15 protein-coding genes are annotated in these 14,453 nt (G+C 62.7%); 12 read left to right on the top strand and 3 right to left on the bottom strand.

The features are described 5' to 3' along the window. Positions 1-477, bottom strand: a complete 477-nt coding sequence (locus P1M51_RS11320; RefSeq protein ID WP_276248315.1) for a hypothetical protein — start codon at positions 475-477, stop codon at positions 1-3. Between the two features lie 166 nt (positions 478-643). Here P1M51_RS11320 and P1M51_RS11315 point away from each other — a divergent pair, with 166 nt between their 5' ends. The 3 genes from P1M51_RS11315 to P1M51_RS11305 all read left to right on the top strand — a co-directional run bounded on the left by P1M51_RS11315 (position 644) and on the right by P1M51_RS11305 (position 4,572). Then, a complete protein-coding gene (locus P1M51_RS11315; RefSeq protein ID WP_276248314.1) occupies positions 644-3,127 on the top strand; it encodes a DNA topoisomerase I in 2,484 nt (827 codons plus the stop codon). A gap of 40 nt (positions 3,128-3,167) precedes the next feature. Next, a complete protein-coding gene (locus P1M51_RS11310) occupies positions 3,168-3,872 on the top strand; it encodes a phosphoglycerol geranylgeranyltransferase (RefSeq protein ID WP_276248313.1) in 705 nt (234 codons plus the stop codon). A 349-nt stretch (positions 3,873-4,221) separates the two neighbouring features. After that, positions 4,222-4,572, top strand: coding sequence for a HalOD1 output domain-containing protein (locus tag P1M51_RS11305; RefSeq protein WP_276248312.1), 351 nt, complete (start codon positions 4,222-4,224; stop codon positions 4,570-4,572). A gap of 2 nt (positions 4,573-4,574) precedes the next feature. Here the strand turns inward: P1M51_RS11305 and P1M51_RS11300 are convergent, their stop codons facing one another. Both P1M51_RS11300 and P1M51_RS11295 read right to left on the bottom strand, forming a co-directional pair. After that, positions 4,575-5,012, bottom strand: a complete 438-nt coding sequence (locus P1M51_RS11300; RefSeq protein ID WP_276248311.1) for an NUDIX domain-containing protein — start codon at positions 5,010-5,012, stop codon at positions 4,575-4,577. 65 nt (positions 5,013-5,077) lie between these two features. Then, a complete protein-coding gene (locus tag P1M51_RS11295) occupies positions 5,078-5,629 on the bottom strand; it encodes a hypothetical protein (RefSeq protein ID WP_276274456.1) in 552 nt (183 codons plus the stop codon). Positions 5,630-6,008: 379 nt separating this feature from the next. Between P1M51_RS11295 and P1M51_RS11290 the strand changes: the two genes are divergently transcribed. The 9 genes from P1M51_RS11290 (at position 6,009) to wecB (ending at position 14,452) form a co-directional block, all read left to right on the top strand. After that, a complete protein-coding gene (locus P1M51_RS11290) occupies positions 6,009-6,287 on the top strand; it encodes a PadR family transcriptional regulator (RefSeq protein WP_276248436.1) in 279 nt (92 codons plus the stop codon). Between the two features lie 186 nt (positions 6,288-6,473). Further along, entirely contained in the window at positions 6,474-7,457 is a 984-nt protein-coding gene (locus tag P1M51_RS11285) for a DUF1616 domain-containing protein (protein ID WP_276248309.1), read from the top strand. Position 7,458: 1 nt separating this feature from the next. Further along, the gene (locus tag P1M51_RS11280; protein ID WP_276248308.1) at positions 7,459-8,043 is read left to right on the top strand and encodes a metal-dependent hydrolase; all 585 of its coding nucleotides are present in this window, start codon (positions 7,459-7,461) and stop codon (positions 8,041-8,043) included. Between the two features lie 184 nt (positions 8,044-8,227). After that, complete coding sequence (locus tag P1M51_RS11275) at positions 8,228-8,863, top strand: acyltransferase (RefSeq protein WP_276248307.1); 636 nt, start codon at positions 8,228-8,230, stop codon at positions 8,861-8,863. After that, complete coding sequence (locus P1M51_RS11270; protein WP_369685097.1) at positions 8,860-9,966, top strand: DegT/DnrJ/EryC1/StrS family aminotransferase; 1,107 nt, start codon at positions 8,860-8,862, stop codon at positions 9,964-9,966. Before P1M51_RS11275 ends, P1M51_RS11270 begins: the two co-directional genes overlap by 4 nt. Then, entirely contained in the window at positions 9,963-10,949 is a 987-nt protein-coding gene (locus P1M51_RS11265; protein ID WP_276248306.1) for a Gfo/Idh/MocA family protein, read from the top strand. The genes P1M51_RS11270 and P1M51_RS11265 overlap by 4 nt, the downstream gene beginning before the upstream one ends. Next, a complete protein-coding gene (locus P1M51_RS11260) occupies positions 10,946-12,286 on the top strand; it encodes a nucleotide sugar dehydrogenase (protein WP_276248305.1) in 1,341 nt (446 codons plus the stop codon). Before P1M51_RS11265 ends, P1M51_RS11260 begins: the two co-directional genes overlap by 4 nt. A 1-nt stretch (position 12,287) precedes the next feature. Continuing rightward, the gene (locus tag P1M51_RS11255) at positions 12,288-13,373 is read left to right on the top strand and encodes a glycosyltransferase family 2 protein (protein WP_276248304.1); all 1,086 of its coding nucleotides are present in this window, start codon (positions 12,288-12,290) and stop codon (positions 13,371-13,373) included. Continuing rightward, positions 13,370-14,452, top strand: a complete 1,083-nt coding sequence (wecB, locus tag P1M51_RS11250) for a non-hydrolyzing UDP-N-acetylglucosamine 2-epimerase (protein ID WP_276248303.1) — start codon at positions 13,370-13,372, stop codon at positions 14,450-14,452. Before P1M51_RS11255 ends, wecB begins: the two co-directional genes overlap by 4 nt. Position 14,453 lies beyond the last annotated feature (1 nt).

The following is a 14,453-nucleotide window of genomic DNA, read 5'->3' as shown; positions in this document are numbered from 1 at the left end:
TCACTCTGTTTTCCAGTAGAGCAGTCCGAAAATGAGAGTCGCGCCAGCCTCAGAGAGCTTCGAGGCCGCGTCGAGCGGAACCTCCACGAGGTGCTGGACGACCGTCGTCAGGATGCCGCCGCCGTGGGTGTGCCCGCCCGCGGCGAGGAACGCCTGGCCGTGGTTGATGACGGTGTGCCAGAACACCCAGCTGCCGATGTAGGTGACCATCATTGCAATACCGAGGAGGTAGAGTTTCTTGCGGGCGACCAGGCCGTTGAACAGCGCGTAGAGACCCGCGAGAACGACGATCGCGGAGACGGTGAACAGAAATGGGCGCGGGTCGGGAAACGCCCCGGAGTTCAGGTAGTAGGAGACGGCACTCGGCCGTGTGTAGATGAGCACCCGTGGAACGCCGAGAAACAGGTGGATGCCGGCCGAGATGAGAACGAGTTGCGCCGCGATGAATTCGAGGACGCGCACGGTGCCCTTGTCCATGCCCGACTCGTAGACATCGTGGGCTAAGAGGGAATCGATTCTCACTCTCGCGCACGCGAGCGCACTACGCGCACGGGCTCCGTCTGGCGGTTTTTCGGCGAAAAGTATAGAAACGACCTGCGCGTACACCGGGGGTAATGACTGCAATTTCGCGGGGTGTCCCCTCGTGGAGCTGATAATTACGGAGAAGGACATCGCGGCGCGTCGAATTGCCGACATTCTCTCGGGCGAGCACGCGAGCGTCGAGCGCGAACACGGCGTGAACGTCTATCGCTGGGCGGACAAGCGCGTCGTCGGGCTTTCGGGCCACGTCGTCGACGTGGATTTCCCGCCCGAATACTCGGACTGGCGCGACGTCGAACCGTCCGAACTCATCGACGCACAGGTGGTGAAGAACGCGACGAAAGAGAACATCGTCCGCACGCTTCGTCTCTACGCGCGGAAAGCGGACAACGTCACCATCGCGACAGACTACGACCGCGAGGGTGAACTCATCGGGAAGGAGGCCTACGAGCTCGTCCGCGAGGTAAACGAGGACGTGCCCGTCCAGCGGGTGCGCTTCTCCTCGATTACCCACAACGAGGTGACCAAGGCGTTCGAGGACCCGGACGAACTCGACTTCAACCTCGCCGCCTCCGGCGAGGCGCGACAGGTCATCGACCTCGTGTGGGGGGCCGCACTCACGCGTTTCCTCTCGCTCTCGGCGCGACAACTGGGCAACGATTTCATCAGCGTGGGCCGCGTCCAGAGTCCGACGCTCAAACTCATCGTCGACCGCGAGCGCGAGATCGAGGCGTTCGACCCCGAAGACTACTGGGAATTGTTCGCTGACCTGACGAAGGACGCAGAAGCCTTCGAAGCCCAGTACTTCTACGAAGCGGACGACGGCACGGAAGCAGAGCGCGTCTGGGACGAGGCCACCGCGGCCGAGGTGTTCGAGACGCTCAAGGACGTGGAGGCGGCGACGGTCACGTCGGTCAACCGCCGCACGCGAACCGACGACCCGCCGGCTCCGTTCAACACCACGCAGTTCATCCGCGCGGCGGGGTCGCTTGGCTACTCCGCGAAACAGGCGATGAGCATCGCGGAGGACCTCTACACCTCCGGGTTCATCACTTACCCCCGGACGGACAACACCGTCTACCCGAACGACCTGGACGTGCGCGACCTGCTCGAAACGTTCCAGAACCACCGCACCTTCGGTGAAGACGCCAAATCCCTCCTCGAAGCCGAGGACATCGTCCCGACGCGGGGCGACAGCGAGACGACCGACCACCCGCCGATTCACCCGACCGGGGAGATTCCGACGGCGAGCGAACTCAGCGACTCCGAGTGGGAAGTGTACGAACTCGTCGTCCGGCGGTTCTTCGCGACGTGTGCGGACCCCGCGGAGTGGGAACACCTGCGCGTGGTGGCGGAGGCGGCGGGCCTCAGCCTGAAGGCAAACGGTAAACGCCTGCTCGAACCCGGCTACCACGCCGTTTACCCGTACTTCTCGACCAACGAGAATTTCGTCCCGGACGTGGACAAGGGGGAGGAACTCGCGGTCAGCAACGTCCGCAACGACGCCAAACAGACCCAACCACCTCGCAGATACGGGCAGTCACGCCTCATCGAGACGATGGAGAAGATGGGCATCGGGACCAAGGCGACCCGCCACGAGACGCTCGAAAAACTCTACGACCGTGGCTACGTCGAATCCGACCCACCGCGGCCAACTCGCCTTGCAATGGCCGTCGTCGAAGCAGGCGAGGACTACGCAGAGCACCTCGTCACCGAAGAGATGACGAGTCAACTCGAAGCCGACATGCAGAAAATCGCCAAGGGCGAGGCGACGCTGGACGAGGTGACCACCGAATCCCGCGAGATGTTAGAGAAGGTGTTCGCCGAACTCGAAGCCTCCCGCGAGGAAATCGGCGACCACATCCAGAAGTCGCTCAAGGCGGACAAGACGCTCGGGCCGTGTCCCGAGTGTGGCAATGACCTGCTGGTCCGGCGCTCTCGACGAGGCTCCTACTTCGTCGGCTGTGACGGCTATCCAGACTGCACGTACACCCTGCCACTGCCCTCTACGGGCAAGCCGCTCATCATGGACGAGACGTGCGAGGACCACGACCTACGGAACGTGAAGATGCTCGCGGGTCGCCAGACGTTCGTCCACGGCTGTCCGCAGTGTAAGGCAGACGAGGCGGACGAGGAGGAAGACGAGGTCATCGGCGTCTGCCCCGAGTGCGGCGAGGAACACGGCGGCGAACTCGCGATCAAGCGGCTTCGAACCGGGTCGCGACTCGTCGGCTGTACCCGGTATCCTGAGTGTGACTACTCGCTACCCCTGCCGCGGCGCGGTGAAATCGAGGTGACCGAAACCCGGTGTGAAGAACACGACCTGCCGGAGCTCGTCGTCCACAACGGCGACGAACCGTGGGAACTGGGCTGTCCCATCTGCAACTACGAGGAGTACAAATCACGAAACGAAGTGACGGACATCGAGGACCTGTCGGGAATCGGGAAGAAGACTGCCGAGAAACTCAAAGCCGCCGGCATCGAGAGCCTCGACGACCTCAAAAACGCGACCCCCGAGGACGTCGCAGACCAGGTTCAAGGCGTGAGCGCAGACCGGGTGCGTGAGTGGCAGGCACAAGCAGACTGAGGCCGAAGGGGTTTTAGTCAGCCGTTGGATTTGAAAGCGTATGCGAAATTCGTGGGACGACTGGGACCACATCGTGAAGCTCGACCCAGACAAGACGCTCGTCGACGGCGAGACGTTCGAAGACGTCTGTGCCACCGGGACCGACGCCATCGAAATCGGCGGCACGACGGGCATGACCGAGGAGAAGATGTCCCGCGTCGTCGACGCCTGTGGCAAGTACGACGTACCACTGTACATCGAACCGAGTCACTCCGGGGCCGTCGTCCACTCTGACTATCTGGACGGCTATTTCATCCCCGTCGTGTTCAACGCGGGCGACATGACGTGGATGACCGGCGCACACAAGGAGTGGGTGCGGATGGACGACGGTATCGACTGGGAGATGACGACCACCGAAGCCTACATCGTCCTCAACCCCGATTCGACCGTCGCCGAGTACACGCAGGCGAACTGCGACCTCGAACCCGAGGACGTCGCCGCCTACGCCGAGGTGGCAGAGCAGATGTTCGGCCAAGAAATCGTCTACATCGAGTACTCGGGCACGCTCGGCGACCCGGAAACCGTCGAGGCGGCCCACGACGCTCTCGACGAGGCAACACTGTTCTACGGCGGCGGCATTGGCGACTACGACGCCGCCTACGAGATGGCACAGGTCTCTGACACCGTCATCGTCGGCGACCTCGTCCACGACGAGGGTGTCGATGCAGTCGAGGCGACCGTTCGCGGCGCGAAGGACGCGAACTGAGGCGAACACGGCGGCCTGTTTTACTGTCGATTCCGCTGCCAAATCGGAGCGAGGCGACTCCTCGAGAACGGCTCTGTTAAAAAGGGCGCTTCCAAAACAGATTGGGATGTGGCAATACGTCAGATTAATAGAGTGAGACACCACCGAACCATCCCCAGTTATTCGGGAGACATAGGCCCTAAACCACAATATATTGAAAGCAGTGATAGTCCCACTTTCGAAACAATCCACATTCTGATAGCATTAGAAAACCGAATTATTAAATACGAGTTGGTCGCACTGTAGTGTGTACTGAATACGACTGCGCTACGGACGAGATACCGGCTTTATTAACTCGAGCATTTCCATCATGAACTCACAGCAACCCACCAACCGGACGGTACCGTTGCACGAACAGCAGTCAAACGCGTATCACATCTACCACGATCCGGGTCACTCCGGCGTCGGCGCGACCATCATGGATGCGGTCGCTTCTATCGCCGAGAAATCGGTCAGCGAACTCGGGCCGCTGAACGACATCATCGATCCCGACGCGCTCGACGCCCTCTTTTCGGCCCAGCCTGACGGCCGCCCGCGGGGCACCGGCTACATCCACTTCGCCATCCAAAATTTCGAGGTGAGCGTCCACAGCAACGGACACATCTCCATCGTTCCCCACGAGGAAGACCCACTGACAATCGGCCGGTTTGGCCGAAACTAGGCTCAAAACAGCTTCGACAACTGGGCGTGTAGATTTTGACTGAGCCGAACGGCAGTCGGCAGTGGCACCCAGGAGTAACTGTACACCTCACCGACTTCTTCACCCGTCCCGGTCACGACATGGTCCCACGAGTCACGCGGCTCCTCGACTTCGAGGTGGAAGAAGTACCGCCGGTAGTGTTTGAGCCGATCCGCTTTCTCCCGCGTCCACGTGTCCGCCCCGAGCGGGCGAATCAACGCGAATTCGGTGAGGCCACTTTCTTCCGCGACTTCGCGGACGACGGCGTCGAACGGTGATTCGGCCGGTTCGACCGTCCCTTTCGGCACCTGGAGGCCCGTAACGCCCGGTTCGTGGAACACGAGCAACTGCGCCGTTCCGTCCACCTCGCGCGTGATGTACGCACAGGCCTTGGGGACAGTGTCCACCCATTGTGAAATCATGGAATCAGGAGACGAGAGCGAAGCGGATAGTTACAACCGACCTAAAAGAGCGTCGTAATTGTGAGTCACTCGATGAGCGATTCGATGGTCGCCATGTTCTTGCCGCCCCGTTGGCGGTTGTAGAGGTAGTGGGCGACCGTGATGCCGATGACGCCGATGGCGATGAGGAAGGCGACCGTGTTGCCGTTCATCGCGTCGAACGGGGGCACCTGGAACCAGAGGCCGAGCAGCAGGAACACACTAATCACCGAAAGCACTGCGTAATACAGCGGCCACGGGAGGCTCTGGGCCGGTTTCGTGTCGAGGTACCGTGAGAGCTGATCTGCTCGTGGCGTGAGCTCCGCGATGCGTGCGTCACTGTCGTAACGCACGATGTCGAACTCCGCGAGCTTCGGGAGGTGTGTCTGGTACAGCGAAATGTACACGCGTCTCGTCTCCTCGTCAGTGATGGATTCGAGCGGTGCTCCGCTTTCCCAGGCGGCGATGTGTCTCGCCAGTTCTTTCAGTTCCGCTGTTCCCTCGTGCGAGTAGAGGTAGTAGATGACGTATCTACGTCGAGAACTGCTCAATACTTCGAATATATTGTCTTTTGAGAGCGTATCCGTCGTCTGTGACATGTTCGACTCCTGGGAGCGACCACGGACATCCCTGCCCACCCTTGTGTGCATCATGTGCCCGAACACCCATCAATAGACGAGCGACGGTCTTTGTTACAGAGTCGTTAGAAATCACCAATTAATGATACATCTGTAGCAGTTGACACCTAATCCGTCAATCTTCGCGAATTCAAGCACAGACTATTTGCCGTCTGTCGGCCCGAACGGGCGAATTCGGCCGGAATACGACTTTTATTCACGATGATACGAGATTTGCCCGGAAAGCTGAGATTACACGACAGCAGCTAGATAGAACAGTGGTAGTGTTTCGCAACTAACTGACATTCACGGGTGGATAACAAAATCCCTAGCCCCAGTATTGCTCTCTATGTCAATGGAGATGTTCGAACTGACAGGCTTTCAGCGCGACCTGCTGTACGTCATAAACGGAAAGGAAAAGCCCTCAGGGCAGACCATCAAAGAAGAGCTGGAACAGTACGTCGGTGAGATCAACCACGGCCGCCTTTACCCCAATCTCGACACGCTGGTCGAAAAGGAACTGGTCGAAAAGGGGCAGATAGACCGCCGAACCAACTACTATAACATCACCGCGAGCGGGCGCGACATCATCGAGAAGCGACGGGAGTGGGAACGCCAATACCTCAGCGCCGTCCTGTAGACTCGCCTCGACTGACCGGGCACGCGCGTCCGTCGGTGTGTATCACAGTTCGAACACCCCCTTCTTTTCGTAATTTCCCAATAACAAAGCGCGTCTCGCGCGTGTAACAGACAAGATGGGACGACACGAACGTCCGGTGGTGGCGACGCAGGCAGCGCCGGTCGGCCACCACACCGGAGGACACTGATGGCGCTCGCGAACGCCGCCGAAACCGGCAGCCAGCAAGCGCGTCGGTTGCCGTGGGACGTAGGCCTCGTCCTCCTTCTCGTCGCCCTTTCGCTCGCCGTCGGGTCGCTCGATGCGGGAGCACCGCTCAGGGTTGCCCTCGCGTTCGTCGCCCTCGTATTTCTTCCCGGATTCGCGCTGACGACACTGGTTTTTCCCGGACGAACGAGCCACCGCGCTGCACCGACCGACCGGACGATTCCAAGCCTCGATACGGTCGAACGACTCGCCCTCTCGGTCGGACTCAGCGTCGTGGTCGTCATCACCACCGCCTTCGTGCTGTCGCAGACGGCCTTCGGCCTCGAACTGCCGACGCTCGTCGCCGCCGTCGCACTCGTGACCGGAACCCTCGCCGTCCTCGGTGCGATTCGGCGACTTCGGGTCCCCGCCCCGTATCGGTTCGCGGTCGTGCCGAGAGAACAGTACGGTGCGATTCGAAACTGGCGACGCGAGACGCCGCCGGTGGACGTGGCGCTCACACTCGTCCTCGTCGTGGCCGTCGTTGGGTCGCTCGCGGGGCTCGGGTTCGCGCTCGTCTCACCCCAGTCGGGGGAAGCGTACACCGACTTCCAGTTGCTCACGGAGGAAAACGGCCAACTGATTGCTGGGGGCTACCCGACCGAACTCACCCGCAACCAGCCCGCTGCCCTCGTCTTCGCCGTCTCGAACTTCGAGGGTGAGGCAGCCACCTACACCGTCGTCGTCCAGTTACAGCGGGTGAACGCCGAAGGGCAGGTCACTAACGCCGCCGAACTCGACCGCTTCGAGGGCACGGTGCAGGCCGGCGACCGCTGGGTGCTCCCGCACACGGTGACGCCAACGGTGGCCGGAGACGACCTGCGAATCGCCTACCTGCTCTACAAAAGCGACCCGCCGGCAACTCCCTCGCAATCGAACGCGTACCGCCAACTCTATATCTGGGTGACGGTGGCGGAGGAGGCCTGAAGTGTGGCCCTGGGAACACCTCGCCGTTGGCTACCTGGTCTACTCGCTGTCCGTCCACGTGACGCGGCGGCGAAAACCGTCCGCGCTCGCCGCACTCGCGGTGGGGTTCGGGTCGCTGTTCCCGGACCTCGTCGATAAGCCACTCGGCTGGACGTTCGCCATCCTTTCGAGTGGCACGTCGCTCGCCCACTCGGTGCTCGTCGCCGTCCCGCTCGTCGTCATCGTCTGGGCGATCGCCGCCGCGCGTGGCCGCGGCGACGTTGGCGCGGGGTTCGGCGTCGGCTATCTGCTTCACCTTCCCGCGGACGCGTTCTACCCGCTGGTGTTCGGGCGCCCGCCGAAGTTCAGTTCGTTCTTCTGGCCTCTCATTCAGGTCGACTCGCCAGCACGTGGCGGCCTGCTCGAAACAGTCGTGTACTTTCTGAACCAGTACGTCGGCCTGCTCGGAACCCCGGAAGCCACTGCCTACCTGGCGTTTGAGTTCGCCTTACTGCTCGCCGCATTCGGCCTCTGGGTGTACGACGGCTACCCAGGCGCGCCGTTTCGGGGCCGAAAGCGGGTGAATCGCTCTGCTCCGCGAGACTGACCAAATTAACGTCGTTCAATCGAACGAATCGCATGACAGCACAGGAGGTTTGTCATTCACTTCCACGAATAAATCCCATACTTCCGATGGTCAGTAACCGAATAACAAAGCGCGAAAGGAGTCTTTCAGAATACAAGCCCACCACTAACACGGGGTAACGTGGAAACAGGGGGGGCAGGGAATTATGAGTCACAGCTACGAAACCAGACGGCCGGTTGATGCGGGAGAACCGGAAACCCAGCGAGTACAGATCGGAGACCACTGCCGCGTCGAGGACAACGTCCACCTCGCGACAGCCTACGACGTCCACCAACGTCCGACGGTAATCGGTGACTGCGCGGCCATCCGCGCAGGAACCAACATCTACGCGAACGTCACCATCGGTGACAACCTCAGAACCGGGCACAATGCCCTCATACGCGAAGGAACCACCATCGGCGACGACGTGCTCGTCGGGACGAACACCGTCATCGACGGCCAGACGACCATCGGGTCGCGGGTCAGCCTCCAGACGAACGTCTACATCCCGACCAACACGACCATCGGCAACGACGTGTTCGTCGGCCCGGGCGTCACGATGACCAACGACATGTACCCGATTCGAAAGGAGTTCGACCTCGTCGGACCCACGCTCGAAGACGGCGTGTCAATCGGCGCGAACGCGACGATTCTGCCGGGTGTCACTATCGGCGCTGAATCGTTCGTCGCGGCCGGTGCCCTCGTCATCGAGGACGTGCCACCGCGCACGCTCGCCCTCGGGGTGCCAGCCACCCACCGCCCGCTGCCGGCGTCGCTGCAGGGGAGGAATCAGATCGCATGATGTCGATTCCCGACAAACGCATCCACCTCGCGAACCCGCAGATGGGTGAGGAGGAAATCGCCCGCGTCGTGGCCGTCATGGAAAGCGGCCAGCTCGCAGACGGGCCCGAAGTTCGGGCCTTCGAACGCGAGTTCGCAGACTTCTGCGGCGCGAAACACGGCGTCGCCGTCTCGAACGGCACGACCGCCCTCCACGCGGCCTTCGTCGGCCTTGGCCTCGGTGAGGGGTCGCGCGTCGTCACCTCGCCGTTCTCGTTCATCGCGAGCGCGAACGGCATCCGCCTGGCCGGCGCTGACGTCGGCTTCGTGGACATCGACCCGGCGACGTACAACATGGACCCCCACGCCCTCGAAGCGCAACTCCGCGCTGGCGAGCAGATAGACGGGGTCCTCGCGGTCCACCTCTACGGGCTGCCCGCGGACATGGCGCACCTCGCCGAACTCCGCGACGAGTACGGCTTCGTCCTCGTCGAGGACGCGGCGCAGGCGCACGGCGCGACGGTGAACGGACGGCGGGTTGGCTCGCTCGGCGACGCCGCCTGCTTCTCGTTCTACCCGACCAAGAACATGACCACGGGCGAAGGTGGGATGATTCTCACCGACGACGCGGACATCGCAGAGCGCGCCGCCCGGTACATCAACCACGGGCGCATCGGCGTCTACGAGCACTCCGAGGTCGGCCACAACTTCCGCTTGACCAGCATCGGGGCCGCCATTGGCCGGGCACAGCTCGAAAAGCTGCCCGGGTTCACCCAGACACGCCAAGACAACGCGGCGCTCCTCACCGAGCGCCTCGCCGACACCAGCCTCGTGACGCCGTTCGTCCCGGCAGACCGGACGCACGTCTACCACCAGTACACGGTGCGAACGCCCGACCGCGACGGGCTGAAGGCGCACTTAGACACCCGAGGAATCGACTCCGGGGTCTACTATCCGAAGTCGATTCACCAGCAACCGGCCTACGCTGACGTGACCTTCCACGCGCCCGAGGCCGAAGCGGCGGCCGCAGAAGTGCTCTCGCTGCCGGTTCACCCGACGCTCTCAGAAGAGGACCTGACCCGCATCGTCGCGGCTGTCACCGAGTTCTCGGAGGGGTCGCTATGAGCCTCACCAACGGGACGCTCAAAGCGGGCGTCATCGGAACTGGCGTGATGGGACGTAACCACGTTCGCATCTACTCCGAGATTTCGAAGGTCGACCTCGTCGGCGTCACCGACGTAAACGAGGCGGCCGCAAAGGAGGTCGCAGAGACCTTCGGCACGCAGGCGCTCACGCTCGACGAACTCATCGACCAGGCGGACCTCGTCTCCATCGCCGTTCCCACCCAGTTCCACTACGAGGTGGCGAAAAAGTGCATCGAGAACAAGGTCCACGTCCTCATCGAGAAGCCGTTCGTCGACGACTTAGACCAGGGACGCGAACTCATCGAGCTCGCGAACGAACACGGCGTCATCATGCAGGTTGGCCACATCGAACGGTTCAACCCGGCGGTCGCCGCCCTGCTCGAACTCATCGGTGAGATGGACGTCATCGCCATCGAGGCCCATCGTCTCGGCCCACCCCTCGCTCGCGTCATCGAGGACAGCGTCGTGATGGACCTGATGATCCACGACATCGACATCCTGCTGTCGCTGGTCGACAGCCCCATTCGGAAGCTGTCCGCGATGGGCGCCCGAGGCGTCCAGCACGCCACCGCGCAACTCGCGTTCGAAAACGGCGTCATCGGCGTCCTCTCTGCGAGTCGCCTGACCCAGAAGAAGGTGCGGACGCTCAACGTCACCACCCGCGAGTGCCAGATCGAAGTCGATTACATCGACCAGACGGTGCGCATCCACCGCCAGTTCCACCCGCAGTACACCGACGAGAGTGGGAAGATGCGCCAGCGCTTCGAGAGCGTCACCGAACGCCCGCTCGTCGAGACTGGCGAACCGTTAAAGCGCGAACTCAAGGCGTTCATCGACGCGGTCACGACCGGTCAACAGCCGCTCGTCACCGCAGAACAGGCGCTTCGCGCAATCGAAGTCGCCCGACAAATCGACGCCCTGGCGGCGGCGAGCGAAGTCAAAGCGGAGGTACTCACGGAATGAACGGCCTATACAATTCAGCAGAATCGCACGCAGACCAGCACCAGGCGCTCGTAACCGGGCAGGTTCCCGTCTCGGTCTTCGGACTCGGGAAGATGGGACTCCCGCTCGCGGCCTGCTACGCAGCAGCCACGAGCAACGTCATCGGCGTCGACGTGAACGCAGCGGTGGTCGAAGCCATCAACCGCGGAGAGTGCCCCATCGAGCGCGAACCCGGCCTCGACGAACTCGTCGCCGAGTTGGTCGCAGACGGCAAACTCCGCGCCACGACGGAAGCGGAGACCGCGGTCGCAGAAGCGCGGATCCACGTCGTCATCGTGCCGACACCCATCACCGAGGAGAAGGACCCGAACCTCTCGATTCTCGAAGACGCGGTGTCGAAAATCGGCCGCGGGCTGAAGCCCGGTGACCTCGTCGTCATCGAGTGCACGGTCCCGCCAGGAACCAGCAAGAACCTCGTCGTCCCGCTGCTCGAAGCCGAAAGCGGCCTCGACTTCGGCGAGTTCGGCGTCGCGTTCTGTCCAGAGCGCACCTCCAGCGGGCGCGCTCTAGAAGACATCCGCGGGGCGTACCCCAAGGTCGTCGGCGGCGTGGACGCAGAGAGTGCTCGGGTCGCGGAACTCATCTACCGCGAAATCAACACGAACGACGTGCTGGTCGTCTCGGATGCGACCACCGCAGAGGCGGTCAAACTGTTCGAGGGACTCTACCGCGACGTAAACATCGCACTCGCGAACGAACTGGCTCGCCACGCCGGTGACCTGGACGTGGACGTAAACGAGGCCATCGAGGTCGCGAACAGCCAGCCGTTCTGCCACCTGCACTCGCCGGGCCCGGGCGTCGGGGGTCACTGCATCCCCTACTACCCGTACTTCGTGATGCGCCGGGTTTCGGGCGACATGCCCCTGCTGCGGACCGCTCGCGAGGTAAACGACAGCATGCCCGAGTTCACCGCCGGCAAGATGCGCGACGAACTCGACGCGGCTGGCCGAGATATCGCCGATTCGACCATCCTCGTGCTGGGCCTGACGTACCGCCCCGCCATCAAGGAGACGCGAGCGGCCCCCGCAAAGCCGCTCATCGAGTCGCTGCGCCGGATGGGGGCGAACGTGCTCGCGGTCGACCCGATTCTGGACGACACGAGCGAGTTCGACGCGGTTCGCGTCCACCTCGACCAGCCAGAGACTTACGACGTGGACGGCGTGATTCTCGTGACGCCACACGAGGAGTTCGACGCCATCGACTGGGACCGGTTCGCGGACGTGGTGGTGATAGACGGCCGCGGAACCCTGCACGGGCGGGCGGCCGACCACCGCGTCTACACCATCGGGAGCAAGTAGTATGTACCGCGGGCAACGCATCGGCGTTGTCGTACCCGCATACAACGAAGTGAGACTCATCGGGCGCGTCATCGAGACGATGCCCGCCTTCGTCGACCGGATTTACGTTTTTAACGACCACTCGACCGACGACACGTGGAACGCCATCCAACACGCCGCACGAGTGGCAAACCAGCGCGTTGCGAGCGAGGGCGAGTACGACGAGCGCGTCGTCGGCGTCAACAACCCCGCGAACATGGGCGTCGGTGGCTGTGTGAAACACGGGTTCGGTCTCGCGCTCGCAGACGGCATCGACATCGTTGCGCGAATGGACGGCGACGGGCAGATGGACCCGACGCAACTCTCGCGGTTGCTCGACCCTATCATCGACGGCGTCGCCGACTTTTCGAAGGGCAACCGACTGTGGTACAAGGCGTATCACCGCGACATGAGCAGATGGCGGCTGTTCGGTAACTCCGTGCTCACGGGTTTGACGAAGGTGGCGAGTGGCTACTGGAAGATGGTGGACCCGCAGAACGGCTTCTGTGCGCTCTCGCGGCGGACGCTCGAAACCATCCCTTTCGAGCAACTGTACGAGGGCTACGGGTTCGAAAACGACCTGCTCGTGATGTGTAACGTCTACGACCAGCGCCTCGCTGAGGTGGCACACCCAGCCGTCTACGGCGAGGAAATAAGCGACATCCACTACGCCTCGTTCGTCCCGCATCTCTCTGCCATCCTCCTGCGGACGTTCCTCTGGCGGCTCAAGATGAAGTTCTTCGTCTACGACTTCCATCCGGCCATCTTTGCATACATCATCGGCACGTTTGGCCTGGCGTTCGGCGTCGTCGCCACGCTCCTCGTGGGTAGCGGCGTTCTCACCGGGACGGCGGGCCTGACCGACGGACTCCTGCTCTTTTCCGTGTTCTTGCTCTCCTCGCTTCTGCTCATCCTCGCCGTGAGCGTCGACGTCGAACGAAACGCCGACCTCGTGGTGCTCGTCCACCACAAGCCAACGGTCGGCGAGCAGGCGACGGAGCACGTCTCCGTCTCGGTGTCGTCACCCGACGAGGAATCGTTCGGACGGCAACGCGGTGATGTCCAGTGAAGCTCTGTTCGGTGGTCGGCGCACGCCCCCAGTTCGTGAAGGCGTTTCCCGTCTCGCGGGCGCTCGCTGCCGACCACGACGAGGTGCTCGTCCACACCGGCCAGCACTACGACGAAACCATGTCTGCGGTGTTCTTCACTGACCTCGACATCCCCGAACCGGCGTACAATCTGGGGGTGGGCTCCGCGCCTCACGCCATCCAGACGGGCGAGATGATGGCGAAACTGGACGCCGTCTTCGACGAGGAACAGCCGGACGCGGTGCTCGTCTACGGGGATACGAACTCAACGCTCGCCGCCGCGCTGGTCGCGGCCAAACGCGATTGCGTACTCGCCCACGTCGAGGCGGGCCTGCGGAGTTTCAACCCCGAGATGCCAGAAGAAGTGAACCGCGTGCTCACCGACCACGCCGCGGACCTCCTGTTCGCGCCGACCGACACCGCCGTGGCGAATCTCGAACGCGAAGGTATCACCGCGGGCGTCCACCTGACCGGCGACGTGATGTACGACGCCATCCTCGCGGTGGCCGACCGAGCGATGGCGGAATCGACGGTGTTGGGCCGATTCTCGCTCACCGACGGTGAGTACATTCTCGCAACCGTCCACCGGCCCGCGAACACGGACGACCCCGAGACGCTCCGGGGCATCGTAGAGGCGCTCGGCGACGCCCCGCTACCGGTGGTGTTCCCCGCCCACCCGCGGACGGTAGCCCGCCTCGAATCCTTCGGCCTGCTCGACACGGCCCACAACAACCTCAAACTCGTCTCGCCGGTGGGCTACCGCGACCTCGTCCGCCTACTCGCGGGCGCTGAGCGGGTTGCCACGGATTCGGGCGGCATCCAGAAAGAGGCCTTCTTCCTCGACACGCCCTGCGTCACCCTCCGCGAGGAGACCGAATGGGTGGAGACGGTCGATGCAGGATGGAACGTCCTCGTCGGATCCAGCCCGGACGCCATCCGCGAGGGCCTCACCCGGGCGTTCGCGCTGTCGGAGAAACCAGCACCCTACGGCGACGGACACGCCGCGGAGAAGATTTGTGAGGTGCTGACCCACGAAGTACCACGACTACAGAACCAGTGAA

It is taken from the genome of Haladaptatus sp. QDMS2, assembly GCF_029338295.1.
Classification (GTDB): Archaea; Halobacteriota; Halobacteria; order Halobacteriales; family Halococcaceae; genus QDMS2.
Note: the sequence above shows the minus strand (reverse complement) of the source record. Positions and strands in the feature narration are given on the sequence as shown.

Coding starts and splice junctions, on each gene's coding strand:
- P1M51_RS11320 (WP_276248315.1), bottom strand. CDS start 477: ATGGACAAGGGCACCGTGCGCGTCCTCGAATTCATCGCGGCGCAACTC.
- P1M51_RS11310 (WP_276248313.1), top strand. CDS start 3,168: ATGCGAAATTCGTGGGACGACTGGGACCACATCGTGAAGCTCGACCCA.
- P1M51_RS11305 (WP_276248312.1), top strand. CDS start 4,222: ATGAACTCACAGCAACCCACCAACCGGACGGTACCGTTGCACGAACAG.
- P1M51_RS11300 (WP_276248311.1), bottom strand. CDS start 5,012: ATGATTTCACAATGGGTGGACACTGTCCCCAAGGCCTGTGCGTACATC.
- P1M51_RS11295 (WP_276274456.1), bottom strand. CDS start 5,629: ATGTCACAGACGACGGATACGCTCTCAAAAGACAATATATTCGAAGTA.
- P1M51_RS11290 (WP_276248436.1), top strand. CDS start 6,009: ATGTTCGAACTGACAGGCTTTCAGCGCGACCTGCTGTACGTCATAAAC.
- P1M51_RS11285 (WP_276248309.1), top strand. CDS start 6,474: ATGGCGCTCGCGAACGCCGCCGAAACCGGCAGCCAGCAAGCGCGTCGG.
- P1M51_RS11275 (WP_276248307.1), top strand. CDS start 8,228: ATGAGTCACAGCTACGAAACCAGACGGCCGGTTGATGCGGGAGAACCG.
- P1M51_RS11270 (WP_369685097.1), top strand. CDS start 8,860: ATGATGTCGATTCCCGACAAACGCATCCACCTCGCGAACCCGCAGATG.
- P1M51_RS11265 (WP_276248306.1), top strand. CDS start 9,963: ATGAGCCTCACCAACGGGACGCTCAAAGCGGGCGTCATCGGAACTGGC.
- P1M51_RS11260 (WP_276248305.1), top strand. CDS start 10,946: ATGAACGGCCTATACAATTCAGCAGAATCGCACGCAGACCAGCACCAG.
- P1M51_RS11255 (WP_276248304.1), top strand. CDS start 12,288: ATGTACCGCGGGCAACGCATCGGCGTTGTCGTACCCGCATACAACGAA.